The following is a 25,336-nucleotide window of genomic DNA, read 5'->3' as shown; positions in this document are numbered from 1 at the left end:
GCCCATCTCGGCAAGACATGCCAGTCAGAGCGTACCAACCGCGCGCCGCCCGTTCAGGAACCGCAGTCCCCCGCTTTCGCCTCGGCCTGTCGTGCCCGGATCACCATGCCGCCGGCAACGCCGACGCCGATGACGTACATCCAGCCCTCGTGGAAGTCGAACAGATGGGAGTTGAACAACGAAGTGAAGACGTTCTGCACCACCACCAGCAGCCCGATAGAGTCGGCAAGCCCCTCGCCACGAAACAACAGCAGATGCAGGATCCAGATCGCATAGAGAGCGGCGATGCCGATAGCGCCCCATTGCACGGCGACGTTCAGCGTCTGATTATGGGGATTGCCGATCACTTCGGCGGATGCCTGGTACTGACCGCGGGGCGTTGCGACCCGCTCGAACAATCCGCGCGTCGAGCCTGTGCCGTGGCCGAAGATCGGCGCCTCCGCGAAGAAGCCGAGCGATTTCCGCCAGAACTCGAGCCGCATGCCCATCGAGGTCGGCTCGCCCCTTTCCACATAGCCGGTGTAATCCCTGGCGAACCTCTCGGCAGTCTGCCGCAAATGCGGCGAAGCCTGCCAGGCCAGAACGGCGCCGGTGAGCAGAACGGCGGCAACGATCGCTATGCTGCGGCCTTTGAGGTGAAGCAGCGCGAACACGCCGAACAGAATCGGAATGGTGACGAGCGCCGTGCGCGACACCACCACGAAGGCCATGTTGACGAAGAAGCTGAGCGCCAGCGCGGTGAGCAGCCCGGCCAGCCAGTAACGCTTCTCACGCAGCAGCGTCACGACCGGATAGGCGAGCGCGACCGCACAGAGCGTGAATTCCTGGCTTTGGTCGATGTAGTTCTTGACGAAGATGCCGCGTTCGGGCGCATCGGTCTTGAGCGCGAGGTTGGGATAGAAGGCGACCAGCCACGACATCACCGACAACAGCGCGCAGGACACCAGGAACGCGACGATCACCCAATGCCCGCGCCGCGAGCGCTCGAAATGGTAGAGCAGGACGGGCAGCACGAGCAGCTTGACGGTTGGGTTGACCGCATATAGGCGCGCGCCCCAGGACGCGTCCGACCACAGCGTCCCCGCCAGCGCGAGAACGACCAGCGCAATCGGCGCAACGCAGATCGGACGCTTCAGCGACTGCAGGAATGCGCGGAGGTCGAGAAACGGCACCATGCACAGCAGCATGAGAGCATTGAATATCCCCGCGAGCGACGTCGACCAGGGCAGCGAAGCCGCGGTCAGCACCGCAAAAAGATCGACGGTCTCGCGCCAGGCCGCCGGGCTGCGCAGGCGTCGCAAGAGCATATGGCCCGTCGTCTCGCGGGCGAGCACCGTCACTTGCTCCCTCCCCGCGCGCGATGCACCAGCGCGGTGGTGCTGAAGCCCTGGAGGATGTCGACCAGCACGACCGTCCCGCCCGTGGCCTCGACGACCTCGTGGCCGACCACCTGCTCGCGGGTATAGTCGCCGCCCTTCACCAGCACAGCCGGCTTGATCTTGGTGATCAGCTCGATCGGCGTGTCCTCCTCGAAGATGACGACGAGATCGACGGCCTCGAGCGCGGCCAGCACCTCGGCACGCGCGCGCTCGTCCTGGACCGGACGATCGGCGCCCTTCAGCCGCCGCACCGACGCGTCGCTGTTGAGACCCACGATCAGGCGGTCACAGGCGGCGCGCGCCGCGGTCAGCACCTTGACGTGGCCGGGGTGGAGGATGTCAAAACAGCCATTGGTGAAGCCGACGCGCTGGCCCTGCCTCGTCCATTCGGCGAGTTGCGCGTCGAGCGCGTCCGGCTCGAGCACGATCTTCACCTCGGCGGCGAGATAGGCATGGGGCAGGATCTTTCGCCGCAGCTCGGCCGCGCTCACGGTGGCGGTGCCCTGCTTGCCGACGGCGACGGCGGCGGCGGCATTGGCCATGCGCAGCGCCGTGCCCCAGTCCGCGCCCGCTGCGAGCGAGACCGCAAGCGCGGCGGCGACGGTGTCGCCGGCACCGGAGACGTCGCGCACCTTCACCGGGAACGCCGGAACATGGACGGCCTCGCCGCTGCGCGGCACCAGCGTCATACCGTGCTCGCCCAGCGTGACCAGGATCGCCTCGCAATCGGCGAGCCGCATCACGTCCTCGCCGGCATCGACGATGCTCTGCGTGGTGTCGGCGCGGCTCCGCGTCGCCTCCGAAAACTCCTTGCGGTTGGGCGTGAGCAGCGTGGCGCCACGATAGATCGCCCAGTTCAGGCTCTTGGGATCGACGATGACGGGCTTGCCGAGCTTTCGCGCGGCGTCGATGGTGTGGCGGATCACGCGTGCGGTCAGCACGCCCTTGGCGTAGTCGGACAGCAGCACGATGTCGGCGCGCGCGATCTGCGGCAGGATCGCCTCGATCAGCTTCGTCTCGGTCGCATCGGAGGCAGGCCCCGCCTGCTCCCAATCCGCACGCAACATATGCGTGGAAAAATGCTCGGAAACAAAGCGGACTTTTCGCGTGGTCGGGCGCGAGGCTTCGCTCACCAGAACGCTGTCGATGCCGGCGTACTCCGCCAGCGCCGAGGCGAGCCGCCTGCCCGCATCGTCCTCGCCGATCAGCCCGACGAAGATGCAGCGCGCGCCGAGGGAGGCGACGTTGCGCGCGACGTTGCCGGCGCCGCCGATATGGATCTCGCTGCGCTGTGCCGAGATCACCGGCGCGGGCGCTTCCGGCGAGATTCGCGACACCTCGCCATAGACGAACTCGTCCAGCATGATGTCGCCGATGCACAGCACCGTGCGGCCGCTGATGGCTTGTGCGAGAGCATCAAAATCGAGGATGGCTGTCGGCATGATCTTTGGGCCTCAGCTCCTTGGGGCCTCAGCGGAAGCGGTCGGGCCGGTCGAGGTAATCCCCGACATAGGCCTTGACCGCGTCCTCAAGGGTCGTGAAGCCGCCGTTATAGCCGGCGCGGTGGAGACGATCGACCTTGCTCTGGGTGAAGTATTGATAGCTGCCCCGGATCGCCTCGGGCATGTCGATGTATTCGATGTTGGGGCTTCTGCCGAGGGCTGCATAGGCTGCCAGCATCAGGTCCTTGAAACTGCGCGCCTTGCCGGTCCCGACGTTGAAGAGGCCGGAGACCGACGGCGTCGCCAGCAGCCACATGACGACGCGCACGACGTCGTCGACATAGATGAAATCGCGGCGCTGGTCGCCGTCGACGATGCCTTCGCGATGCGACTTGAACAATTGCACGACGCGGCCCGCTTTCACGTCATCGAAGCGGCGCGCCAGCACGCTCATCATCGAGCCCTTGTGGTATTCGTTGGGGCCGAACACGTTGAAGAATTTCAGGCCTGCCCATTGCGGCGGGAGCCGGTCGCCCCTCGCTACGCGCTCGGCAACAGCGAGGTCGAACAGGTGCTTGCTCCAGCCGTACAGATTCATTGGCCGCAGCTTTTTCAGCGCCGGCAGCGAGGAATCGTCGTCAAAGCCATTCGCGCCATCGCCATAGGTCGCGGCCGATGAGGCATAGATGAACGGCACCGCATTCGCCGTGCACCAGTCCAACAGGCGCATCGAGAGCCGGAAATTGGTCTCGAGCACGAGATCGCCGTCGGTCGCGGTGGTCTCGGAAATCGCACCAAGATGGATCATTGCGTCGAGCTTGCGGCCCTTCAGCCAGCCCTCCAGTTCGGCCGGCGGGACGATATCCACAAGCTGCCGCTTGGCGAGGTTGCGCCATTTGCCGTCAGAGCCGAGGAGATCGCAGACCACGACGTCGCTGCGGCCGGCCTGGTTCAGCGCGGCGACGACGTTCGATCCGATAAAACCGGCCCCGCCGGTCACCAGCAACATTCCACCTACCTGCCCGATTTTCTGAATGCCCGGTCCTGCCGTAGCGCATGATCTGCCAAAGTGTAAGCGGTTTTGGCATCGTTCCTCAGCCGGCTTTACCTGCTGGCTGGGAGCGGCTAACCGAGCGCCTATATCAGCCCGCCCGATCGCATTAACAATGAATCAAAATTCGCAACTTGGTGAACATGCAGACCGGGACGACACGCGCCCGATCTTGATCATTCCCTACATGTGGATCGGCGATTTCGTCCGGAATCACACCGTCGTGCGGGTGCTAAATCAGCGATGGCCAAACCGGCCGGTCGATCTCCTGACCACCTCGCTGTGCGCCCCGCTGGTCGATTACATGCCCGGCGTGCGCGCTGGCGTCGTTTGGGACCTGCCGCGCGGCCGGCTCGCAATTGGCCGCCAGCTCAGCCTGGCAAAACGCCTGCGCGAGCGGAACTACGGCACCGCCTTGGTGCTGCCCCGGACCTGGAAGGCGGCCATCGCGCCCGCGCTAGCGGGCATTCCCGAACGGGTCGGCTTCGTCGGCGAGTTCCGGTTCGGCCTGCTCAACCGCTGGCGCTGGGGCGAGAAGAAGCTGCCCCGCTTCATCGACAAGAACGCCGCCCTCGCCCAGCCCGACGGCGCGCCGCTGCCTCCGGAATGGCCGGTGCCGCAATTGCGGGTCCCGGCCGAGGAGATCGCCCGCTGGCGGCAGGCCAATGGCCTCAGCGCCGGCGCAGCCGTAGCGCTGGCGCCCGGCTCGGTCGGAGCGTCCAAACGCTGGACCTACTATCCCGAGGCTGCCCGGTTGCTGGTCCAGCGCGGCCTGGAGGTCTGGGTCGTCGGCGGCCCTGCCGAGAAAGGCCTCGCCCAGGAGATCGTCGCGGCCGGCGGCGCGGGGGTGCGAGACCTCACCGGCAACGATCTGCGCAACGGCGTGCTGGCCATGGCCGCGGCCGGCGTCGCGATCTCCAACGATTCCGGCCTGATGCACATCGCAGCCGCCCTGGGCACGCCCACCATGGGCATCTTCGGGCCAACCGACCCCTATCTCTGGGCCCCACTCAACGGCCTTGCCGCCACCGTGGTCCAGAACAAGAGCGTGCTGTCCTGCCAGCCGTGCCAGAGCACCGTCTGCAAGATGAACGACCACCGCTGCATGCGCCACATCGCGGCGAGCGAGGTGGTCGCGATTGCGCAGCGGGTGTTGAGTGAAGCGGAAGCGCGGGCGACGACGTGAGCGATCTGGCCATTGCCGATGATGACATCCTGCCAGTGTTTTGCCCGACAGGTCAAACACGATTCGAAAAATCCGCAAAACATCGTGCCGGCGGCCAACCCGTTGATTTTGCTACTCCCGGCTACTGTGCATGGGATTGTTTTCGCGCTTTTTGTTTGGCGTCGTGAAAAAACCGGTTCAGAGCAGCGGCCGATAGATCTCGCCGATCCGCGCCGCCTCCGCATCCAGGCTGAACTTTGCGAGCACCCGCGCCCGCCCGCGCGCGCCCATTGCGGTCGCGGCGTCCACATCTCGCATCAACGGCTCCAGCGCGGCGACCAGCGCATCGACATCGCCCGGCGGCACCAGCACGCCGCTCACGCCATCCTCGACCACGAGTTCGGCCGCGCCGGCGCGTGCGGCGACGAGGGCGCTGCCGGTCGCCATCGCTTCGATCAACGTCAGGCCGAAACCTTCGTTGCGCGAGGTGAAGGCGTAGATCGTCAATCGCTGATACCAGCGCTGCACCGCTTCGATCGGCAATTCGCCGGTCATGACGATGCGCGATTGCAGGCCGGCCGTCTCGATGCGCTGCTTCAGGTCGTTGGCAAAGCGCGTCTGCTCGGGCGTGACCTGGCCGACGATCACAGCGGAGAAATCCGGATGTCGCGGCAGCAGCCGGCACATCGCATCGACGAATACGTCGGTGCCCTTCTGGGCGCGCACGCGGCCGAAGCAGCCGATTGCGTAGCGGCCGGGCAGCGCGGCTTCGGCGAAGGCCGCGGCGCGATCTGTCGGCGGTGCGTAGACGTCGGTGTCGACACCATGCGGGATCACGGTTGCCTTCACTTTCAGGAAGGATGCCGAGATGTCGCTCGTTGCGATGATCGCATCCATGCGCCGGATCAGCCAGCGCGTGATCCAGCTGTGATGCCGCTGCGCCGCCGAAGTGAACACGAGCTTCAGGGGCCAGCCGAGCGCGCGCAACGCGACGCCGGCGATCATCTCGTTGTTGCGCCGCGCATGCCAGATCAGCGGCGCCTTGCGGCGCCATAGCTTCAGAAAATCCGCAGCGCTCAGGCGGCCGATCCCCGCCGGCGCATCGGAGCCGAACCAGGCCGCGCGAAACAGCCTTGCGAGCCGCGGCGCCACCATCCGATTGGTCGCGGTGACCCCGGAATAGCGCCTGTGCAGATTTGGCACGATCACTTCGAGATCGCCGGGGAAATTCGCCACGTCATGCTCCGTTTCGAAAGATCCCTATACGCAACATTAAGCATAGTGACCAGTTCAGCCGCGCCGATACCCCCTCTTCACCACGCGGGCGGTAGTTTTAGGCGTTGATCGAAGACGGGTGAGATCATGACTGTGCTAGTCACCGGCGGCGCCGGCTATATCGGAAGTCACACGGTCCTGGCGCTGGCGGAAGCCGGCGAGGACGTCGTCGTGATCGACGATCTCTCCACGGGTTTTTCCACCTATCTGCCGGAAGGCGTGCCGCTGTTCATCGGCGATGCCGGCGACGAGAACCTGCTCGAAGGCGTGATCGCGCAGCACGACATCGAGAGCATCATCCATTTCGCGGGCTCGGTCGTCGTGCCGGATTCGATGCGCGATCCGCTCGGCTATTATCGCAACAACTTCATGACCGCGCGCAATCTGCTCAACGTCGCGGTCAAGCGCGGCATCAGCCGCTTCATCTTCTCCTCGACCGCCGCCGTCTACGGCGATCCTGACCAGGTGCCGGTGCCCGAGCATGCGCCGACGCGACCGCTGTCGCCTTACGGCTCGTCGAAGCTGATGACCGAAATCATGCTGCATGACGTCGCCGACGCCTACGGCATGCAATATGTGACCTTGCGCTACTTCAACGTCGCCGGCGCCGATCCGCAGGCGCGCATCGGCCTTGCCACCGCCGGCGCCACGCATCTGCTCAAGATCGCAGTTGAAGCCGCCACCGGCCAGCGCGCCAAGATCGACGTGTTCGGCACGGACTATCCAACCCCGGACGGCAGCTGCATCCGCGATTTCATCCACGTCACCGACCTCTCGCAGGCGCATCGCTCGGCGCTGGCCTATTTGCGCAATGGCGGCGCCTCGACGACGCTCAATTGCGGCTATGGCCGTGGCTATTCGGTGCTGGAGACCATCGACGCGGTGCGGCGGGTTTCGGGCCGCAGCTTCGCCGTGCAATACGCTGCGCGCCGGCCTGGCGACATCATGACCATGGTCGCCGACACCAGCCGCATCCGCGGCCTGCTCGACTGGCACCCACAGTATGATGACCTCGAGACCATCGCCGCGCACGCCCTGGCCTGGGAGGACAAGCTGTTCCGCGAGCGCCATGGCGAGCTCCGCCACGCCGTCTCGGCCTAGAATCAACCCGAGCGCAAGCCCTTAATTGGGCTTGAAAAACTGTAGCCGAGCGGGCACAGAGGCCCATCGATCCCTGACGCACGGGCAGGCTTTGTCCCGCGCCGTCAATGGACACCGGATGGCCCAGTTTCCAAAGAAAATCACTGACGACCCCTATGCAGCAGCGGTCTTGATTCGCCGCCTGGTCTTGGAACAAGGGGTCGTCTACTGGAGGCGCTACCTCGTCGCCTTCGCGCTGATGGCACTCGCCGCCGGCGCGACCGCAGGCGCGACCTATGTGCTCGGCCAGGTCATCAACCAGGCCTATGTCGACAAGAACATTCCAGGTATCGCGATGTTTTCGGGCATCACGGTGGTGCTGCTGTTCATCAAGGGCGTCGCGACCTACGGCCACATGGTGATCCTGACCAAGATCTCCAACGCCATCCTTGCCACCAATCAGCGTCAGCTCTTCGCCAAGCTGATGCGCGAAAGCGTCGGGTTCTTCTCCGAGCGGCATTCGTCCGAATTTCTGGCGCGGCTGACCGCCGGCGCCAAGTCCATCACCGACGTGCTCAACATGCTGGTCAACGCCGTCGGGCGTGACCTCTTGATGCTGCTCGCCATGATCGGCGTGATGGTATGGCAGGACCCACTGATGTCGTTCATCGGCCTCGTCGCGGTGCCGCCTGCGATGCTGGTGCTGCGCAAGCTGGTCAAGCGCATCAAGGGCCTCGCCTACAACCAGTTCACCGGCACCGCCGACATCATGGAAACCATGCAGGAATCGCTGCAGGGCATCCGCACCGTGAAGGCGTTCACGCTCGAAGATACCATGCAGAAGCGCATCGACGAGAACATCGCGATCGTCGAGCGCAATGCCAACAAGATGGCCCGCGTCGCCAACCGCTCCAATCCGCTGATGGAGATGCTGGGCGGATTCGCCGTTGCCGGCTGCCTGCTCTATGGCGGCTACAGCGTGGTCGCGCTCAATGCGACGCCCGGCGCGTTCTTCTCTTTCATGACGGCATTCCTGATGGCGACCGAGCCGGCCAAGCGGCTGGCGCGGCTCAACATCGACCTCAACAGCCAGCTGGTCGGCGCGCGCATGCTGCTCGAGGTCGTCGACAGTCCGGCGAGCGAGCAGTCCGACGACGACAAGCCGGCGCTGAAGCTGTCAGATGCCCGCATCGAGCTGCGCGACGTCAGCTTCTCCTATCGCTCAGGCGAGACCGTGCTCAACCGCATGAGCTTCGTCGCCGAGCCGGGCAAGGTTACCGCGCTGGTCGGCCCGTCCGGCGGCGGCAAGTCGACCGTGCTGGCGCTGCTCTTGCGCTTCCACGAGGTGACACAAGGCGAGATCGTGATCGACGGGCAGTCGATCTCGTCGGTCTCGCGAAAATCGCTTCGAGCGCAGACCGCCTATGTCGGCCAGGACGTCTATCTGTTCCGCGACACCATCCGCAGCAACATCGCCTTCGGAAGGCCGGGCGCGAGCGAACAGGAAATCGTCGAGGCCGCGAAGGCGGCCTGCGCACATGATTTCATCATGGGTTTCCCGCTCGGCTATGACACGCCCGTCGGCGAGCACGGCACGCAGCTGTCGGGCGGCCAGCGCCAGCGCATCGCGGTGGCGCGCGCGTTGATCAAGAACGCGCCGATCATCCTCTTGGACGAAGCCACCGCCGCGCTCGATTCCGAGTCCGAGCGGCAGGTGCAGGAGGCGATCGAGCATCTCTGCCAGAACCGCACCACCATCGTGATCGCGCATCGCCTGCACACCATCATGCACGCAGACCGCATCCTGGTGGTCGAGGGCGGCGAAATCGTCGAGCACGGCCGGCACGACGATCTGCTGCGCCGCGGCGGGCGCTATGCGTCGTTCTTCCGCCTGCAGCATCACCATTCCGGCGCTCTGGCGCCGATCAGCGCAACCGCATAGAGTTCGTTATCAACCTCAAGACCCGCGAGATCCGCTCCATGAACGCCGCCTCCTACGTCATTCCGCTTCCGCCCCAGGCTTCGCTTCCCGTCGTCGGCGAGAGCGGCCGGTATCCGGTGCGCCGCATCTGGTGCGTCGGTCGCAATTATCTCGAGCACATCCGCGAGATGGGCAATGACGAGCGCGCCCCGCCGTTCTTCTTCGCCAAGCACGCCGACATGCTGGTGCCTGATGGCGCCACCATTCCCTTTCCGCCGCTGACCAAGGATCTGCATCACGAGGTCGAGCTGGTCGTCGCGATGAAGAGCGGCGGGCTGAACATCCCCGCCGACAAGGCGCTCGACCACGTCTACGGCTACGCAGTCGGCATCGACCTCACCCGCCGCGACCTCCAGATCGCCTCGCGCAAGAAGGAGCGGCCGTGGGAGATCGGCAAGTCGTTCGACGGCTCCGCCCCGTGCTCCGCGATTCAACCGGCATCGAAGATCGGCCATCCCGCCAAGGGCAAGATCTGGCTCACGGTCAACGGCAAGGAAGCGCAGAAGGGCGATCTCACCGAGCTGATCTGGAACGTGCCCGAAATCATCTGGCAGCTCTCGCAGCAGGTGAAGCTCGCCGCCGGCGACATCATCATGACGGGCACGCCGGCCGGCGTGTCGCAGCTCCAGGTAGGCGACAAGCTCGAATGCGGCGTCGACGGCATCGGCACGTTGAAGGTTGCGATCGGCCAGCCAGAATAGGCTGAGCTCAAATCAAGGAAAACGCAAAGCCCCGGACGTCGCGTCCGGGGCTTTTACGCGCTCAAGTTCGCCGCTCATGCGCGCCGGCCACGTTGATGTCCTTCCCGGTGTAATCGGTCATCATCGCGGTCGCGGCCAGCGTCACGACAGCGCAAATCGCGATGTAGATTGCGATCGCGGTCGCCGAGTGGAACGTGCCGAACAGCCAGGTTGCGATCAGCGGCGCCGGACCGCCGGCGATCACGGAAGCGAGTTGATAGCCGAGCGAGGAGCCGCTGTAGCGCAGGCGTCCGGTAAAGCTCTCGGCGATCAAGGCGGCTTGCGGGCCGTACTGCATGTCATGCGGAATCAGCGACAGGATGATCGCGACGAAGATGATGGTTGGCGATCCGGTGTCGAGCATCGCGAAATAAACGAAGCCGAATATGCCCGTCACGGCAGCGCCGATCATGTACATGTTCTTGCGGCCGATCTGATCGGAGATATGTCCGCACAGCGGGATCGAGACGAACGACAGCACCGAGGCCGAGAGCACCGCGGTCAGCAGGAAGTCGCGCGAGACATGCAAGGTGCCGATGCCATAGGAAAAGACGAAGGCTGTGAAGATGTAGAACGGCGCCTGCTCCGACATGCGCGCAAAGGCGGACAGCAGAATCTCCTTCGGATACTCCCGGATCACGGTCAGCATCGGCGTGCGGTCCACCTGACGTTCGGCCACGAGCTTTGAGAACACCGGCGTTTCGAGGATGCCGAGCCGGATATAAAGGCCGACGCCGACCAGGATGATGCTGAGCGCGAACGGAATGCGCCAGCCCCACGCCAGGAACTGATCGCCCGCCATCTGGCTGAACGCCAGCACGGCGAGATTAGCGAGGAACAGACCGCAGGGCACGCCGAATTGCGGCCATGACGCGATCAATCCTCGGGATCGGTCGCTGCGGGCCCATTCCATCGACATCAGCACCGAGCCGCCCCACTCGCCGCCAACGCCGACGCCCTGAATGAATCGCAGCACGGTCAGGATCACGGCGCCCCAGATGCCGATGCTCGCATAGGTCGGCACCACGGCCACCGCGGCGGTCGCCAGTCCCATCAAGAGCAGCGTCGCGATCAGCGTCGACTTGCGGCCGATGCGGTCGCCATAGTGACCAAAGATTGCCGCGCCGATCGGGCGCGCGATGAAGCCGACTGCGTAGATCGCAAACGCCTCCAGCGTGCCAACCCAGGGGTCGGACTGCGGAAAGAACAGCTTTGCGAAAACCAGACCGGTGACGGTGCTGTAGAGAAAGAAATCATACCATTCGATCGCGGTCCCTACCGTGGACGCGATCACCGCGCGACGAAGCTGGCGCTGATGCTCGGATGGAGTAAGTCGGGTGGCGTCAAGGCCGAGTGTTGCCATGGGAGCGTTTCCCTCGGACAGCCCCCCGGTTGCGTATTTTTCACCGGTTGTTCCTTGAGGAACAAACGAGATCAGGTTCCAAGGGTTCCGGCCGAGGTGGAACGAGAGTGTAAAACTTTAGTCGGCCAATAAAGCCGCGGGGCACGCTGCCGGATGGCTTGGCGCTACCAAGCCTTCACGGGCCGATTGGCGTGGCTTGCCTGCGGCACACCGCGATTGAGCGACATGTGGGAATGCACGCACAGCCACGTTTCGCCATTCCTGGCAAACACCATCGTGGCCCGGCCGGGGCGTGGAAACGGGCTGCCATCGGGATGATAGCCCGTGCTCGCCCATGGCGATCACAGTGGCCATCGTGCCATCGGCGGATGCCAGGATCGAGGTCTGATCGAGCACGAAATGAAAATCGGTCGTCTTGGGCCAGACGTTATTCCACTGTGTCGAGACCCACTGATCAAGACCAGGGATGACGTCGTTATGCGTGCCGAAGGCAAGCACGTCCGGATGGAAGAGCGGCCGCGCCGAAGCGTAATCGACCTCCCGGACATAACCGGCAAAACTCTCCAGCCAGTGGCGGAAGAACAGCACGATCTCCGTATTCGCGACCGGCAAGGGGCTCATCGCGACGCCCTGATCACCGCAGCGCCGACAGCACGACGAGGCCGAGGATCAGCGCCGTCAGCGAATATTTCAGCGTGTAGTAGACGTTGCGGTTCCATTCCTTGACCTTGCGGCTGGCGAGATGGATCTCGTAGAGCTTGCCGAACATCTTGTTGAGCACGCCGACATTCTCGCCGTCGACGTTCTGGGTCGCCGACGCCTTGACGATGTGCTGGCTGACCCAGCGGTTGATGGCGGTCATGAAGCCGAACTTCATCGGCCGCTCCACATCGCAGAACAGGATGATGCGGTTGACGTCGGTCGCATTCTCCGCGCTGTGGATGAAGGTCTCGTCGAACATGAAGGCTTCGCCGTCGCGCCAGACGCATTCGACACCGTCGACCAGGATGCGGCACTTGTTCGAGTTCGGCGTGACGAGGCCGAGGTGATAGCGCAGCGAGCCCGCGAACGGATCGCGATGGGCGCCGAGCTTGCCGCCCGGCGGCAGCATCGCAAACATCGCGCCGTGCACGCTCGGGATCGCGTTGAGCAGCTCCACCGTCTTCGGGCAGAGCGTGCGCGCCGACGGCAGGAAGTCGTCGTACCATTTTAGGTAAAACCGCTTCCAGCCGCTCTTGAAGAAAGAGTAGAAGCCCCAGTCGTTGTTATTGGCGGCCGCGCGAATAAAACCTTCGTCGAACAGGCGCACCGCCTCGTCGCGTATGATCTCCCAGTTCTCGCTCAGCAGCTTCAGCTCGGGAAACTGATCGACCGAGATCACCGGCTTGTTGGGCACGGCCGAGCCGACATACATCAACACGTTGTAGGGCGCGAGATAGGTCGAGTGATCCCCGAGCTGGCGCGCGAAGCGCAGCCGCTGCTTGCCGCGGAAGTGAACGTAAATCGTCGAGACCGCCAGCACATAAAGAACAACAAGTTGCGGCGCAAAAAGCTGTTTCAGCATATCCCCGTTCCCCAGTGACCCAGCCGGGGACGTCATCTATCCCCACCCGACCGGGGCGGCAAGATATTCACCGCTGGGTTGCACTCACACTGGCGCGAGCAGGAGCATGGAACCTGAACCGAGAGGCGGTCACGCCCGCGATAGCGCCTGGAGCCCTTTGAAGGTCAGGCGTTTGGGGTCGGTGACGCCGGCGAGATAGAGACGGCGGATGAAGGCGATGACGGCGTCGCGGTCGCAATCGGTCAGCGCGACGACGGCGTCGACCGCAATTCTCTGGGCTTCCATTGGGCTCACCTCGGCCTTGCGAGTAACCCCGGCCGAGACAGGCTAGGACTCAATCGGTTAAGCCGGCGTTAACCGTTCGTCTGGTGCGCCAGGCTCAACCCGGCGGCCGATCGCGCCACCGCACTCACCTCAAAGGCACACCCGCCGCAGCAGCGGCGGGGTCAGGAATATCGCATCACGCCGTCGTCGATCCGCCCGAAGCGCAGCGAGACGATGTCGAGTGCGTAGTTCTGATACAGCCGCCACGGCCGCTTCGAGCCTTGCTTCGGCATCCTGGCGATCGAGCGCTGCACATAACCCGAGCTGAAGTCGAGCGACGGCTGGGCGCTGATCGTGGCATCGTCATTGTGCGGCATGCACTGACGGAAATTGTGCCGGTCCATGTAGTTGATGAGCCGGCAGACATATTCGCAGGTGAGATCGCATTTCAGCGTCCAAGACGCGTTGGTGTAACCGAACGCCGAGGCCATGTTCGGCACGTCGGCATACATCATGCCCTTGTAAGTCAGCGTGTTGGCGAAATCGACGGCGTGGCCGTCGACGCTGATCTCGAGCCCGCCGACGACCTGGAGCACCAAGCCAGTCGCCGTCACGATGATGTCGGCGGCAAGTTCGCGGCCGTCCTTCAGGCGGATGCCATCGCGCGTGAAGGTATCGATCTCATTCGTGACGACGGAGGCGCGCTGCTCGCGGATCGCCTTGAACAAGTCGCCGTCCGGCACGAGGCACAGCCGCTGGTCCCAGGGATTGTAGCGCGGCGTGAAATGGGTCGCGACATCGTAGTCGGGCCCCAGCGCGTTTCTGACGCCCTTGAGGATGAGGTCCTTCACCTTCGCGGGCCGGCGCCGGCTGAGCTGGAAGAAGAACATCCCCCACATCACATTGCGCCAGCGGATCAGGTGATAAGCGAGCCGCGCCGGCAAATTGCGACGGAGCTTGTTGGCAAAGGGATCGTGCGCGGGACGCGACACCACATAGGTCGGCGAGCGCTGCAGCATGGTGACCTGCGCCGCTCTCTTGGCGAGCTCCGGCACCAGCGTTACCGCCGTCGCGCCCGAGCCTATCACGACGACGCGCTTGCCCGAATAGTCGATGTCCTCAGTCCATTTCTGCGGATGCACGATGCGGCCCTGGAAATCCGCCGTGCCATTGAACTCCGGGGTGTAGCCCGCCTCGTATTTGTAATAGCCCGAGCACATAAACAGGAAATTGCAGGTGAAGCGTACGAGCTCGGTTGCGCCCTCGCCTGTTGTGCGCTCGGCCTCGACGGTCCAGCGCGCCTCCTGCGTCGACCACGATGCGCGCTTGACGCGATGACGGAAGCGGATGTGCTTCTCGATGCCGTTCTCGGCGGCGGTCTCGCGCACATAGTTCAGGATCTGCGGCCCGTCGGCGATCGCGTTGGGATCGGTCCACGGCCTGAAGGAATAGCCCAGCGTGAACATGTCGCTGTCGGATCGGATGCCGGGATAGCGGAACAGGTCCCAGGTGCCGCCGATGCAGTCGCGTCCCTCCAGGATGACGTAGCTCTTGGTCGGGCACTTGGTCTGCAAATGATAGCCCGCGCCAATGCCGGACAGGCCGGCACCGACGATCAGCACGTCGAAATGTTCTTCTTCGGCCACCGCGGTTCTCCCCGCTCAGAGGATGGCAGCGCCACGGCAAATTGCAACCGTCAGGTCGCAGCAGCGGCCACGCAGGCGGTATCGAAGAACTCGTGGTACTCGACCGCCTTGCCATCCTTGAAGCGCCAGAAATCGACCTTGGGCGTCTGCGCGACCTTTCCGGTCTTCTTGTTCGTCCATGCGCATTCGCCGCGCGCGACGACGGCATCGCCCTGCGCAACGTATTCGTTCATCGTGTAGTACTCCATGCTCCAGTCAGCAAGCAGGCCGTCGAAATAGCCGCGCAGCTCGGTCCGGTCGTCATAACGCCTCGCGAAAGGGACCGGCTCGGCTCCCCGCGGAATCGAATCGAACTTGATCTGCGGGCCGATGACGTTGTCGAACCAATAGTCGACGCTTTGGCCCTTGCTGTCGTTCCACTGGCGATAGGCTTCCTTCAGCAGCTGAACGTTGGCTTCGCTGGACATCGCATTCCCTCCATATGCATTTTGACAATGAACATCGGAAAAGGCCGCCCGCTGCAAAAAGTGGCGGGCTTGTTGTGGCTCTACCTGCGAGCGTATCACAGGCGCGGCCAACAAAAAATAGGCCCCGGATCGCTCCGGGGCCCTGGTGTCGCAATCGCGGTCGGATCAGTACCGGTAGTGGTCCGACTTGTACGGGCCTTCCGGCTTCACGCCGATGTAGTCGGCCTGGTCCTTGCGCAGCTCGGTGAGCTTGACGCCGATCTTGGCGAGGTGCAGGCGCGCGACCTTCTCGTCGAGCGTCTTGGGCAGCACGTAGACCTTCTTCTCGTACTTGCCGTCCTTGTTGTTGGCGAACAGCTCGATCTGCGCCAGCGTCTGGTTGGTGAACGACGCCGACATCACGAAGGACGGATGGCCCATCGCGTTGCCGAGGTTCACGAGGCGGCCCTCCGACAGCAGGATGATGCGGTGCTTGTCGGGGAATTCGATCTCGTCGACCTGCGGCTTGATGTTGGTCCACTTCAGGTTACGCAGAGACGCGATCTGGATCTCGTTGTCGAAGTGGCCGATGTTGCAGACGATGGCGCGATCCTTCATCGCGCGCATATGCTCGATGGTGATGATGTCCTTGTTGCCGGTGGCGGTGACGAAGATGTCGGCGCGGGGCGCGGCGTCTTCCATGGTCACGACCTCGTAGCCTTCCATCGCGGCCTGCAGCGCGCAGATCGGATCGACTTCGGAAACCATCACGCGGCAGCCGGCCTGGCGGAGCGAAGCGGCCGAGCCCTTGCCGACGTCGCCGAAGCCCGCAACCATGGCGACCTTGCCCGACAGCATCACGTCGGTGCCGCGGCGGATGCCGTCGACCAGCGATTCACGGCAGCCATAGAGGTTGTCGAACTTCGACTTGGTGACGCTGTCGTTGACGTTGATCGCCGGGAACAGCAGCGTGCCCTTGTTGGCCATCTCGTAGAGGCGATGCACGCCCGTCGTCGTCTCTTCCGAGACGCCCTTGATGTTCTTGGCGATCTCGCCGAAGTAGTCCTTGGGCTTCTCCTTCAGCAGGCGCTTGACCAGCGCATAGAAGATCTCCTCTTCCTCGGAAGCAGGCTTGTCGAGGAAGGCGGTGTCGCCGTTCTCGGCGCGAACACCGGCATGCACCAGCATGGTGGCGTCGCCGCCGTCATCGAGGATCATGTTGGGCGTGCCGCCGCCATGCCAGTCGAACAGCTTTGCGGTGTAGTCCCAGTACTCGGTCAGCGTCTCGCCCTTGACGGCGAAGACGGGAATGCCGGCGGCCGCGATCGCGGCGGCGGCGTGGTCCTGGGTCGAATAGATGTTGCAGGAGACCCAGCGGATGTCGGCGCCGAGGGCGGCCAGCGTCTCGATCAGCACCGCGGTCTGGATCGTCATGTGCAAGGAACCTGCGATGCGCGCGCCTTTGAGCGGCTGCTTCGGGCCGTACTCCTCGCGGGTGGCCATCAGGCCGGGCATCTCGGTCTCGGCGAGCGAGATTTCCTTGCGGCCGAAATCGGCCAGCGAAATGTCCTTGACGATGTAATCGGTGAAGCCGGGCTTCGCGTTCATTGCGAGTGTCCTGTTTGTTGAACTCGTCATTCCGGGTCGCCCAAAGAGGCGGACCCGGCATCTCGATGTGATGGATAAGGTTCCCGGCTTCGCTCGCGTTGCGGGCGCGCCCAGGATGAGGCGTAAAACTAGAGCGCGCGCTTGAGCGGCTCGACGAGGTCGGTCTTCTCCCAGGAGAAGCCGCCCTCATTGTCGGGCGTGCGGCCGAAATGGCCGTAGGCCGAGGTGCGCGCGTAGATCGGGCGGTTGAGGTCGAGATGGCTGCGGATGCCGCGCGGCGTGAGATCCATCGCTTTAGCGACGGCCTTCTCGAGCTGGTCCTCCGACACCTTACCGGTGCCGTGGGTGTCGATGTAGATCGACAGCGGACGTGCCACGCCGATGGCATAGGCGAGCTGGAGCGTGCAGCGGTCGGCAAGACCGGCGGCAACGACGTTCTTGGCGACATAGCGCGCGGCATAGGCCGCGGAGCGGTCGACCTTGGTCGGATCCTTGCCGGAGAACGCGCCGCCGCCATGCGGGGCCGCGCCGCCATAGGTGTCGACGATGATCTTGCGGCCGGTCAGGCCGGAGTCGCCGTCGGGGCCGCCGATGTAGAACTTGCCGGTCGGGTTGATGTGCCAGATCGTCTTCGGCGTGATCCAGTCCTTCGGCAGCGCCTCGCGCACATAGGGCTCGACGATGTCGCGCACCTGCTTGGAGGTGAGATCCTCGACCAGATGCTGGTGCGACACCACGATCTCGCGCACGCCGACCGGCTTGCCGTTCTCGTATTGCACGGTGACCTGGCTCTTGGAATCCGGGCCCAACACCTTCTCGCGGCCGGAGTGGCGCGCTTCGGAGATGAGGCGGAGGATCTTGTGGGCGTAGAAGATCGGCGCCGGCATCAGGTCGGGCGTCTCGTTGGTGGCGTAGCCGAACATGATGCCCTGGTCGCCCGCGCCTTCTTCCTTGACCTCGCCCGGCTGCAGCGCGTCGACGCCCTGCGCGATGTCGGCCGATTGCGGATGCAAGAGGATCTCGATGTCGCAGGTCTTCCAGTGGAAGCCGTCCTGCTCGTAGCCGATGTCCTGGATCGCGCCGCGGACGACGCTCTCGATCTGCTCGTTTGTCACCGACTTCGGACCGCGGGTCTCGCCGGCGATCACCACCTTGTTGGTGGTGGCCAGCGTCTCGCAGGCGGCTCGAATCTGCCAGGGGTCGATGCCCGCCTTCGGCCCTTCACGATAGAACAGGTCGACAATCTCATCGGAGATCCGGTCGCAGACCTTGTCCGGATGACCCTCGGACACGGACTCACTGGTGAAGAGATAGGACGCGCGCATCAGTAACCCCTTGTTCCGCCATTAGCCGGCGGGCGTTTGCGATGTTTACTTTTGATGATGTCAATCACGCCGACGCGAGATGACGTAGGATTCGTCGAGAAACCAGAGCCCATTGTACTTTCGCAGCACGTCCCTGGCGGCATCCAGAGTGCGGCCGTTTTGAGTCATTTCAGTCAACCGGTCGTCCTCAATCTGAGCGACATACACCGCCGCATTCCACGCTGCAAAGGCCGTCGAGGTGCCGATGGTGCCGGTGACCTCGTTGGGCAGCGCTTCCATATCATACCTGAAGATCGAACGGTTATCCGCGTAGGCATTAAAATTTAAGTCGCGGCCCACCGATCCAAGTTCATACTTAACTGCACGCAGTAGCTCATGACGGCTGACTGAGAAAGGATTTTCTCCAGGCCAGATCGCCTGGATCATTTCCATGCCCGGATCCTGGCCGTGGGAGTGAATTCCGATCAGCCGGCCGCCAGGCCGGAGCGCCCGCGCCAGCGGTGCAATGATCCGCTTGGCCCTGAAATTGACCGAGGACAGGGCCCGGTAGGGCTGAGATGCGATGACGAGGTCGAAATTGGCCTCGGCCTGTCCCGGCCGCGGAATGGTCGAATCCAACAGGAACCTATGGTCCTCGCGATAGAGCACGAGGACGACGGGTCGCTCATAGAGCGGCATAGCCGTGCGCGGGCTAATCGCAGCGCGCCAATTCTGCTCCAAAAACGGCCTCAGCTCCGCGATCTGCTGCTCGAACTCGCCCGATGAGGCGCCGCGGAGCGGCACTTCGTGCCAGACGGTGGCCGCCGCCGCCGCAGGCGATGCCGGCGTGAGCCAGGGCGCCTCGGCGTAGAACATGTTGGTGAAGACGAACACCGACGCCGGATGCTCGAAAATGCGGTCCGGCACCTTCTCCAGCGTCAGGCGCAGGTCCTCGAGGCTGAGCTCCTTGCCCGCGACATAGAACGGCATGTGCGGAAAGCGCTGGTGCGTTGCGCGCAGCACCCGCGCCAGCACCGTGCCGTCGCCGACGCCGGCGTCGAACAGGCGCAGCGCCGGCGGGCGCGGGTGGATGGAGCTTAGCTCCAGGGCAACCCTGTCTGCGATCACCCGCTTCTCGCTGCAGGTGTGGACGAACAGCAGGTATTTCTGGCGGTTCTCGAAGAAACGGAAATTGCCGCGCGGGTCGCGTTTTTCCGGCGGCACCTGAAGTCCCCGCGACGGCGGCACGCCGCCGGCCATCGATGCGGCCATATAGGCCTGGATCCGCTCCAGCGTGTCGATGGTGATGCGCTTGCCCTCGCGCAGGCGGTGCACCAGCTTCCCATCGTTCACCGCGCGGCGGCCGAAGGTCGATTCCGCCATATCCGCCTTGCGGCAGAACTCGGCGATTTGGCTCAGGATTTCGTCGTTTTTCATGAGTGGGAAAGCGTTGGGCAGATGGGGTGGGTCACACGTCCTAGCAAATTCTGCCCACTCATGGAATAGCGGATCGAGCCGCCGCGGTTTGCCGGGTGCGCCAGGGCGGAAGCCGTGAACCCCTGCGCCACGCCGGAAAACAAACCAGCGCTTCTCCTCTTACGAGATCACCGCCATGCGCCGCCTGCTCGTCGCGCTCTGCCTGGTCACACGTGCGCCGTGGTCCGCGCCCGCCTTCGGGCAGGCGCGCAATCAGCTCGGTCCGCTCTGCACGACCGTGACGACGCCGGCAGACCAGATGGTCGACGCCCGCACCAGGATCATCGCGCTGAAAGTCTTCAGGGGCAAAACTTCTGGCGTGCGGCCGCGTGAACAAGAAGGGCGACTACGCCAAGTTCGTCGCCGACGCCACGGAAGCGATCGGCTCCAGCCGGCCAGGCGATCTACAGCTTGCGGATGGGCCTATTACGACAAAGGCGAGTACGAGGTCGCGATCGCGGATTTCGGCCACGCGCTGAAGCTCGGCCCGCCCAACGGCATCATCTTCCAAAATCGCGGCAGGCAATGCCTGGCGCGGCAAGCGTGACTATGCCAAGGCCATTGCCGATTACGAGAGGTCAATCAGGGTCGACCCGAAGTCGGCGTTCTCGTTCGGGCCGAGGTGGTCTCGATCACGAAGAACAAGCAGGTGCCGTCGTCGAATTCCTCGTCTGCTGGTCGAGGTCAACCTGGCGGCGAAGTGACGACGCGCTATCGCCCAACTCAGCTGTCATCGCCCGGCCTTGACCGGGCGATCCAGTATTGCAGAGACAGTGAGAGATCCGGAGAAGCCGCGGCGTACTGAATTCCCCGCCTTCGGGGAATGACAGCGGAGCTAATGGGGTTACTGGCCCCACACTTCCTTGGCGATCTCGACCGCAAGGCTGAGCTTGGCCCATTGCTCTTCCTCGGAGAGGATGTTGCCCTCCTCGGTCGAGGCGAAGCCGCATTGCGGCGACAGCGCGAGCTGCTCCTGCGGGGCGAACTTGGCGGCTTCTTCCAGGCGGCGCTTGATGTCGTCCTTCTTCTCGAGCTCGCCGAACTTCGAGGTGATGACACCGACCACGACGACCTTGTTGCCCTTGGGCAGGAAGCGCAGCGGCTCGAAGCCGCCGGCGCGGTCACTGTCGTATTCGAGGAAATAGCCGTCGTAATTGGTACCAGCGAGCATGGTCTCGGCAACCGGCTCGTAGCCGCCCGAAGAGATCCAGGTCGAGCGGAAATTGCCGCGGCAGACATGCGTCGTCACCACCATGTCGGCGGGCTTCTCGGCCAGCGCGTAGTTGATGATGCGAGCATAGATCTGCTGGAGGCCGTCCGGATTGTCGCCGCGCTCGCGCGCCTTCTGCAACTCGTCCTGCGAGCAGAGATAGGCCCAGACGGTATCGTCGAACTGGAGATAGCGGCAGCCGGCGTCGTAGAACGCCTTCACCGCCTTGCGGTAGGTCTTGCCGAGGTCCTCGTAGAAGGCGTCGAGATCGGGATAGACCTCCTTGGAGATCGACTTGCGGCCGCCGCGGAAATGCAGCACCGCCGGCGACGGGATCGTCATCTTGGCGGTCACGTGGGCCTGGTCGGCATACTTCTTCAGGAAGCGGAAATGATCCAGCATCGGGTGGTTGTCGGGGAAGTCGAGCTTGCCGACCACACGAACCGCATCATGGCGCGTCTCCACGCCCGCAAACTGGATGCCGGTGTCGGGGTGGAACAGCTCGCAGCCGGTGAGCTTGGCCAGGAAGTCGAAATGCCACCAGGAGCGGCGGAATTCGCCGTCGGTCGCGAGCTTGAGCCCGATCGAGGCCTGCTTATGCACGACCTTCTCGATCTCCCTGTCCTCGATCTTGCGCAGATCGTCGGCAGAGATCTCGCCCTTCTCGAGACGGCTGCGCGCTTCCTTGATCTTGGCTGGACGCAGGAGGCTGCCGACCTCGTCGGCGCGGAAGGGGGCTTTGGTTCGCTGCATTTGTTACTCCCGGATATTTTCTATAGCGTTCTCAAGCGAAGTGGCTACCGGTTCGCGTTAAGAAAACGCGTCGGACAAGTTAGTGGGTCGCCGCCCCGGCGACGCCGAGGTGACGCTCGAGGACCGAGGGGTCGGCCTTCAGCGCGGCGCTCGGGGCGTCGTGGACGATCGTTCCGCGCTCCAATATCACAACACGGTTGGCCAGCCCCAGAATCTTTTGCGCATTCTGCTCGACGATGATCGAGCAGATGCCGCCCGCCCGGGTGATGGTGCCGATCGCCTTGAGCAGCTCCTCGACGATGATGGGGGCGAGGCCCTCGGTCGGTTCGTCCAGCAGCAGGACCTTCGGATTGAGGGTCAGTGCGCGGCCGATCGCCAGCATCTGCTGCTCGCCGCCAGAGAGCTGGTTGCCAAAATTGCTCCGCCGCTCCTTCAGCCGCGGGAACATCTCGTAGACCTTCTCCACCGTCCACGCGCCGGGCTGCGCCACCGCGGTCATGTTCTCCTCGACCGTGAGCGAGCGGAAGATGTTGCGCTCCTGCGGCACCCAGCCAATCCCGGCGCGCGCGCGCTGGTCCGGCCGCATGGCCGTGACGTCGAACCCGGCGAGCGCGATGGAGCCGGAGAAGCGGCGGGTGACGCCGACGATGGAATTGATCAGCGTGGTCTTGCCGGTGCCGTTGCGGCCCAGCAGCGCCAGCACCTGCCCCTCGGCGAGGCGCAAGGACATGTTGGGCAGCACCACGGCTTCGCCATAGCCGGCGCGAAGCGCGTCGATCGCGAGCAAGTCAGACATTGACCGCCTCCTCGCCGAGATAGACTGCCTTGACCTGCGGATTGCGCGCGACCTGTTCGGGCGGCCCCTCCGTGAGCAGCGCGCCCGAGACCAGCACCGAGATACGGTCGGCAAAGGAGAACACGAGGTCCATGTCGTGCTCGATCAGCAGCACGGTGACGTCGCGCGGCAGCGCGCCGACGACCGTCAGAATGTCGTGGCGCTCGCTCTCGGGCACGCCGGCGGCAGGCTCGTCCAGCAGCAGCACGCGCGGCTTGGCCGCGATTGCGACTGCAATCTCGAGCAGGCGCTGCTTGCCGTAAGGCAGTGTCACGGTCTGCTCGTTCATGACGTCGAGCAGATGGAAGCGCGTGAGCAGATCGGCAATCTCGCCATTGACGTCGCTGCGAGTGCCCATCCGCCGCCACCAGTCGCCGCCATGGCCAAGGCGCTCGGAGACGGCAAGGCCGATGGTTTCGAGCGGGGTCAGGTCGGGATAGAGCTGATTGATCTGGAAGGTGCGCGACAAGCCGCGCAGCACGCGCTTGTGCACGGGCAGATCCGTGATGTCCTGGCCTTCGAGCACGATGCGGCCCGAGTTCGGCTTGAGCACGCCGGTGAGCTGGTTGATGACGGTGGTCTTGCCCGCGCCATTGGGGCCGATCAGCGCGTGACGGGCGCCCTGCTCGACCTTGAGCGACAGGTCGCGGGTGACCCGCAGACCGCCGAACTGCTTTTCGAGATTCTTCGTTTCGAGCGCGATAGTCATGCGTCGCTCTCCGGCACAGCAACAACGGCCTTGCGCCCGGCCACCTGCTTGATGATCAGGTTCGGCACATAAAGTACCCAGCGGTGCAGGCGCTGGCGGCCGATCAGCACGATCACGACCAGCACGAGGCCGATCCAGAACTGCCAATATTGCGGGGTGATGGTCGAGAACAATTCCTGGAGCATGCGGAACACGACCGCGCCGATCAGCCCGCCATAGAGATAGCCGGTGCCGCCGATCACGAGCACCAGCATCAGATCGGCGGAGCGCTCGAACGCAAACACGTCGAGCGAGGCGATCGCGGTGGTCTGGGTGAACAGTGCGCCTGCGATGCCGGCATAGAACGCCGCCAGCGTGTAGATCGCGATCAGGCGGCGGTTGACCGGAATGCCGATCGCGGCGGCCCGCAGCGGATTGTTCTTGATCGCACGTAGCGACAGGCCGAACGGCGAATGCACGACGCGGCGCGCGAACAGGAACAGCAGGAACAACACAGCCAGTGAGTAGAAGAAGCCGGCTTTGCCGAACATGTCGAACGGGATCTCGCCGAAGATCGGCTGCATCTCGACGCCTTGCAGGCCGTCGCTGCCACCGGTTATATTGGAGAAGCGCTCGGCCAGTGCTTCCAGCAGCAGGGCGATGCCGAGCGTCACCATCAGTCGGGTCAGGTCGACGCCGCGGATCACCAGGAAGCTGGTGGCAAAGCCGAGCACCATCGCGGCAAGGCCGGAGGCGACGAGCGCCAGCACGGGCTCTTTGATGATGCCGTGCAGCGCGAGAAGCCCCGCCGCATAGGCGCCGACGCCGAAGAATGCGGCATGGCCGAGCGAGACGATACCGGCATAGCCGAGGATGAGATCGAGCGACATCGTGAACAGCGCCAGCCGCAGGATGTCAGTCATGATCAGATAGCGCGTGGGGAAGGCGAAGCCGCAGGCCAGCACGATGAGCCAGAAGGCGATTTCGCCAAAGTGCCAGCGCGCCTGGCGCTGGGCGTGATAACCGACGTCGGAGGAGGCGCTCATCGGCAAACTCAGCGCGCGGCCGTGCGGCCGAACAAGCCGTTCGGGCGCCAGATCAGGATCACGATCATCATGGTGTAGATCACGAAGGGGCCCATCTTCGGCACGTAATATTTGCCGGCGACGTCGCCGATGCCGAGCAGGAGCGAGGCCAAAAACGGACCGGTGATCGAGGACGAGCCGCCGACGGTGACCACGATCAGGAAGTAGATCATGAACTTCAGGGGAAAGTACGGATCGAGGCCGAGGATCTCGGCGCTCAGCGCGCCGCCGAGGCCGGCGAGCCCGCAACCAAAGGCAAAGGTGAGCGCGAACACCTGCGGCACGTTGATGCCGAGACCGCTGGCGGCGCGCGGATCGTCAACGGCGGCGCGCAGACGGCTGCCGAAGCGGGTCTTGGCCAGCACCATCTGCAAAGCGATGGTGAGCAAGCCGCAGATCACAATGATCATCAGCCGGTAGCGGCCGATGCCGACGCCGAACAGGTCGAACTGGCCCTGGAGCGCGGCCGGCAAATTGATGAAGACGCGCGAGGATCCCTGGATGTAGTCGACGGCCGCGACCGACATGAAGGTCAGGCCGATGGTGAACAGAACCTGGTCGAGATGGCTGCGCGCATAGAGGTGGCGGTAGAGCGTGCGTTCGAGCGCAATGCCGATCGCGGCTGCGGAGACGAAGGCGAGCGGCAGGGCGGCGAAGAACGACCAGCCCATCCGGTTGACCAGCACCATGCAGATATAGCCTCCGGCCATGGCGAAGGCGCCATGGGCAAGATTGACGAAGTTCATCAGGCCGAGCGTGACTGCAAGCCCGCAAGCGAGCACGAACAGCAGCATGCCGTAGGCAACGCCATCGAACAGGTTGGTGAGGATTGCGGTCATCGGGAGCAGATCGTTGTCGAAAAAGTATCAGGTCTAGCGGAGTAGGCTGCTCTGCTCCTCTCCCGCTTGCGGGAGAGGGCTGGGGAGAGGGTATCTCGGCAACGGGACAATCCCCGACTTGAAAAGAGCCCTCACCCTGCAC

The 25,336-nt window shown here is 64.1% G+C and carries 22 protein-coding genes and 2 pseudogenes; 6 read left to right on the top strand and 18 right to left on the bottom strand.

Annotated elements, in window-relative coordinates; all coding sequences use genetic code 11:
- Positions 1-53 precede the first annotated feature (53 nt).
- From IVB12_RS24880 to rfaD, 3 genes are read right to left on the bottom strand one after another with little or no spacing between them, the layout of a single operon-like run.
- On the bottom strand, positions 54-1,340 hold the full coding sequence (locus IVB12_RS24880) for an O-antigen ligase family protein (RefSeq protein ID WP_247302964.1): 1,287 nt from the start codon (positions 1,338-1,340) through the stop codon (positions 54-56).
- Positions 1,337-2,821, bottom strand: coding sequence for a D-glycero-beta-D-manno-heptose-7-phosphate kinase (gene rfaE1 / locus IVB12_RS24875; RefSeq protein ID WP_247302962.1), 1,485 nt, complete (start codon positions 2,819-2,821; stop codon positions 1,337-1,339). Before rfaE1 ends, IVB12_RS24880 begins: the two co-directional genes overlap by 4 nt.
- Before the next feature lie 28 nt (positions 2,822-2,849).
- Positions 2,850-3,830, bottom strand: coding sequence for an ADP-glyceromanno-heptose 6-epimerase (rfaD, locus tag IVB12_RS24870; protein ID WP_247302961.1), 981 nt, complete (start codon positions 3,828-3,830; stop codon positions 2,850-2,852).
- Between the two features lie 157 nt (positions 3,831-3,987).
- Here rfaD and waaF point away from each other — a divergent pair, with 157 nt between their 5' ends.
- Both waaF and IVB12_RS24860 read left to right on the top strand, forming a co-directional pair.
- Positions 3,988-5,058: a lipopolysaccharide heptosyltransferase II gene (gene waaF / locus IVB12_RS24865; RefSeq protein ID WP_247302959.1), complete on the top strand. Its 1,071-nt coding sequence runs from the start codon at positions 3,988-3,990 to the stop codon at positions 5,056-5,058.
- Complete coding sequence (locus IVB12_RS24860; protein ID WP_247302956.1) at positions 5,055-5,225, top strand: hypothetical protein; 171 nt, start codon at positions 5,055-5,057, stop codon at positions 5,223-5,225. The genes waaF and IVB12_RS24860 overlap by 4 nt, the downstream gene beginning before the upstream one ends.
- Before the next feature lie 10 nt (positions 5,226-5,235).
- Here IVB12_RS24860 and IVB12_RS24855 read toward each other — a convergent pair whose 3' ends face one another.
- Positions 5,236-6,273 (bottom strand): glycosyltransferase family 4 protein, encoded by a 1,038-nt coding sequence (locus tag IVB12_RS24855; protein ID WP_247302955.1) that lies wholly within the window; start codon positions 6,271-6,273, stop codon positions 5,236-5,238.
- Between the two features lie 126 nt (positions 6,274-6,399).
- On the opposite strand from IVB12_RS24855, the gene galE reads away from it, so the two are divergent.
- From galE to IVB12_RS24840, 3 genes are all read left to right on the top strand, one after another.
- On the top strand, positions 6,400-7,413 hold the full coding sequence (galE, locus tag IVB12_RS24850; RefSeq protein WP_247302953.1) for a UDP-glucose 4-epimerase GalE: 1,014 nt from the start codon (positions 6,400-6,402) through the stop codon (positions 7,411-7,413).
- Between the two features lie 118 nt (positions 7,414-7,531).
- Complete coding sequence (locus IVB12_RS24845; protein WP_247302951.1) at positions 7,532-9,334, top strand: ABC transporter ATP-binding protein; 1,803 nt, start codon at positions 7,532-7,534, stop codon at positions 9,332-9,334.
- A 38-nt stretch (positions 9,335-9,372) separates the two neighbouring features.
- Positions 9,373-10,074 (top strand): fumarylacetoacetate hydrolase family protein, encoded by a 702-nt coding sequence (locus IVB12_RS24840; RefSeq protein WP_247278748.1) that lies wholly within the window; start codon positions 9,373-9,375, stop codon positions 10,072-10,074.
- 61 nt (positions 10,075-10,135) lie between these two features.
- Here the strand turns inward: IVB12_RS24840 and IVB12_RS24835 are convergent, their stop codons facing one another.
- The 9 genes and pseudogenes from IVB12_RS24835 to IVB12_RS24795 form a co-directional block, all read right to left on the bottom strand.
- Complete coding sequence (locus IVB12_RS24835; protein ID WP_247278749.1) at positions 10,136-11,476, bottom strand: MFS transporter; 1,341 nt, start codon at positions 11,474-11,476, stop codon at positions 10,136-10,138.
- 164 nt (positions 11,477-11,640) lie between these two features.
- Positions 11,641-12,097 (bottom strand): annotated as a pseudogene (locus IVB12_RS24830) (nuclear transport factor 2 family protein).
- Between the two features lie 13 nt (positions 12,098-12,110).
- Positions 12,111-13,040 carry an aspartyl/asparaginyl beta-hydroxylase domain-containing protein gene (locus tag IVB12_RS24825; protein WP_247302948.1) on the bottom strand — a complete coding sequence of 310 codons (930 nt, stop codon included), beginning with the start codon at positions 13,038-13,040 and terminating at the stop codon, positions 12,111-12,113.
- A 129-nt stretch (positions 13,041-13,169) separates the two neighbouring features.
- Positions 13,170-13,325: a hypothetical protein gene (locus IVB12_RS24820; protein WP_007612486.1), complete on the bottom strand. Its 156-nt coding sequence runs from the start codon at positions 13,323-13,325 to the stop codon at positions 13,170-13,172.
- Positions 13,326-13,486: 161 nt separating this feature from the next.
- Positions 13,487-14,950, bottom strand: a complete 1,464-nt coding sequence (locus IVB12_RS24815) for an NAD(P)/FAD-dependent oxidoreductase (RefSeq protein WP_247302946.1) — start codon at positions 14,948-14,950, stop codon at positions 13,487-13,489.
- Between the two features lie 50 nt (positions 14,951-15,000).
- Positions 15,001-15,417 carry a nuclear transport factor 2 family protein gene (locus IVB12_RS24810; protein WP_247302944.1) on the bottom strand — a complete coding sequence of 139 codons (417 nt, stop codon included), beginning with the start codon at positions 15,415-15,417 and terminating at the stop codon, positions 15,001-15,003.
- Between the two features lie 165 nt (positions 15,418-15,582).
- The gene (ahcY, locus tag IVB12_RS24805) at positions 15,583-17,004 is read right to left on the bottom strand and encodes an adenosylhomocysteinase (protein ID WP_247302942.1); all 1,422 of its coding nucleotides are present in this window, start codon (positions 17,002-17,004) and stop codon (positions 15,583-15,585) included.
- 128 nt (positions 17,005-17,132) lie between these two features.
- Positions 17,133-18,329 (bottom strand): methionine adenosyltransferase, encoded by a 1,197-nt coding sequence (gene metK, locus IVB12_RS24800; protein WP_247302940.1) that lies wholly within the window; start codon positions 18,327-18,329, stop codon positions 17,133-17,135.
- A 60-nt stretch (positions 18,330-18,389) separates the two neighbouring features.
- Positions 18,390-19,745, bottom strand: a complete 1,356-nt coding sequence (locus tag IVB12_RS24795; protein ID WP_247302938.1) for a hypothetical protein — start codon at positions 19,743-19,745, stop codon at positions 18,390-18,392.
- A gap of 175 nt (positions 19,746-19,920) precedes the next feature.
- Between IVB12_RS24795 and IVB12_RS24790 the strand changes: the two are divergent.
- Positions 19,921-20,398 (top strand): annotated as a pseudogene (locus tag IVB12_RS24790) (tetratricopeptide repeat protein); the annotation flags it as partial.
- Positions 20,399-20,628: 230 nt separating this feature from the next.
- Here the strand turns inward: IVB12_RS24790 and IVB12_RS24785 are convergent.
- The 5 genes from IVB12_RS24785 to IVB12_RS24765 form a co-directional block, all read right to left on the bottom strand.
- Positions 20,629-21,747, bottom strand: coding sequence for a cobalamin-independent methionine synthase II family protein (locus IVB12_RS24785; RefSeq protein ID WP_247302935.1), 1,119 nt, complete (start codon positions 21,745-21,747; stop codon positions 20,629-20,631).
- Positions 21,748-21,826: 79 nt separating this feature from the next.
- The gene (locus IVB12_RS24780) at positions 21,827-22,543 is read right to left on the bottom strand and encodes an ABC transporter ATP-binding protein (protein ID WP_247302933.1); all 717 of its coding nucleotides are present in this window, start codon (positions 22,541-22,543) and stop codon (positions 21,827-21,829) included.
- The gene (locus IVB12_RS24775) at positions 22,536-23,291 is read right to left on the bottom strand and encodes an ABC transporter ATP-binding protein (protein ID WP_247302932.1); all 756 of its coding nucleotides are present in this window, start codon (positions 23,289-23,291) and stop codon (positions 22,536-22,538) included. The genes IVB12_RS24780 and IVB12_RS24775 overlap by 8 nt, the downstream gene beginning before the upstream one ends.
- Positions 23,288-24,316, bottom strand: coding sequence for a branched-chain amino acid ABC transporter permease (locus IVB12_RS24770; protein WP_247302930.1), 1,029 nt, complete (start codon positions 24,314-24,316; stop codon positions 23,288-23,290). The genes IVB12_RS24775 and IVB12_RS24770 overlap by 4 nt, the downstream gene beginning before the upstream one ends.
- Positions 24,317-24,324: 8 nt before the next feature.
- Positions 24,325-25,194 carry a branched-chain amino acid ABC transporter permease gene (locus IVB12_RS24765; RefSeq protein WP_247302929.1) on the bottom strand — a complete coding sequence of 290 codons (870 nt, stop codon included), beginning with the start codon at positions 25,192-25,194 and terminating at the stop codon, positions 24,325-24,327.
- Positions 25,195-25,336: the final 142 nt, after the last annotated feature.

This window comes from Bradyrhizobium sp. 179, assembly GCF_023073535.1.
In the GTDB taxonomy this organism is placed as follows: domain Bacteria; phylum Pseudomonadota; class Alphaproteobacteria; order Rhizobiales; family Xanthobacteraceae; genus Bradyrhizobium.
This window is presented reverse-complemented; position numbering and strand designations above follow the sequence as displayed.

Bases quoted from the DNA above. Each gene is read 5' to 3' on its own strand.
- rfaE1 (WP_247302962.1), bottom strand. From the start codon at position 2,821: ATGCCGACAGCCATCCTCGATTTTGATGCTCTCGCACAAGCCATCAGC.
- rfaD (WP_247302961.1), bottom strand. From the start codon at position 3,830: ATGTTGCTGGTGACCGGCGGGGCCGGTTTTATCGGATCGAACGTCGTC.
- waaF (WP_247302959.1), top strand. From the start codon at position 3,988: ATGAATCAAAATTCGCAACTTGGTGAACATGCAGACCGGGACGACACG.
- galE (WP_247302953.1), top strand. From the start codon at position 6,400: ATGACTGTGCTAGTCACCGGCGGCGCCGGCTATATCGGAAGTCACACG.
- IVB12_RS24845 (WP_247302951.1), top strand. From the start codon at position 7,532: ATGGCCCAGTTTCCAAAGAAAATCACTGACGACCCCTATGCAGCAGCG.
- IVB12_RS24840 (WP_247278748.1), top strand. From the start codon at position 9,373: ATGAACGCCGCCTCCTACGTCATTCCGCTTCCGCCCCAGGCTTCGCTT.
- IVB12_RS24835 (WP_247278749.1), bottom strand. From the start codon at position 11,476: ATGGCAACACTCGGCCTTGACGCCACCCGACTTACTCCATCCGAGCAT.
- IVB12_RS24825 (WP_247302948.1), bottom strand. From the start codon at position 13,040: ATGCTGAAACAGCTTTTTGCGCCGCAACTTGTTGTTCTTTATGTGCTG.
- IVB12_RS24820 (WP_007612486.1), bottom strand. From the start codon at position 13,325: ATGGAAGCCCAGAGAATTGCGGTCGACGCCGTCGTCGCGCTGACCGAT.
- IVB12_RS24810 (WP_247302944.1), bottom strand. From the start codon at position 15,417: ATGTCCAGCGAAGCCAACGTTCAGCTGCTGAAGGAAGCCTATCGCCAG.
- ahcY (WP_247302942.1), bottom strand. From the start codon at position 17,004: ATGAACGCGAAGCCCGGCTTCACCGATTACATCGTCAAGGACATTTCG.
- metK (WP_247302940.1), bottom strand. From the start codon at position 18,329: ATGCGCGCGTCCTATCTCTTCACCAGTGAGTCCGTGTCCGAGGGTCAT.
- IVB12_RS24795 (WP_247302938.1), bottom strand. From the start codon at position 19,745: ATGAAAAACGACGAAATCCTGAGCCAAATCGCCGAGTTCTGCCGCAAG.
- IVB12_RS24785 (WP_247302935.1), bottom strand. From the start codon at position 21,747: ATGCAGCGAACCAAAGCCCCCTTCCGCGCCGACGAGGTCGGCAGCCTC.
- IVB12_RS24780 (WP_247302933.1), bottom strand. From the start codon at position 22,543: ATGTCTGACTTGCTCGCGATCGACGCGCTTCGCGCCGGCTATGGCGAA.
- IVB12_RS24775 (WP_247302932.1), bottom strand. From the start codon at position 23,291: ATGACTATCGCGCTCGAAACGAAGAATCTCGAAAAGCAGTTCGGCGGT.
- IVB12_RS24770 (WP_247302930.1), bottom strand. From the start codon at position 24,316: ATGAGCGCCTCCTCCGACGTCGGTTATCACGCCCAGCGCCAGGCGCGC.
- IVB12_RS24765 (WP_247302929.1), bottom strand. From the start codon at position 25,194: ATGACCGCAATCCTCACCAACCTGTTCGATGGCGTTGCCTACGGCATG.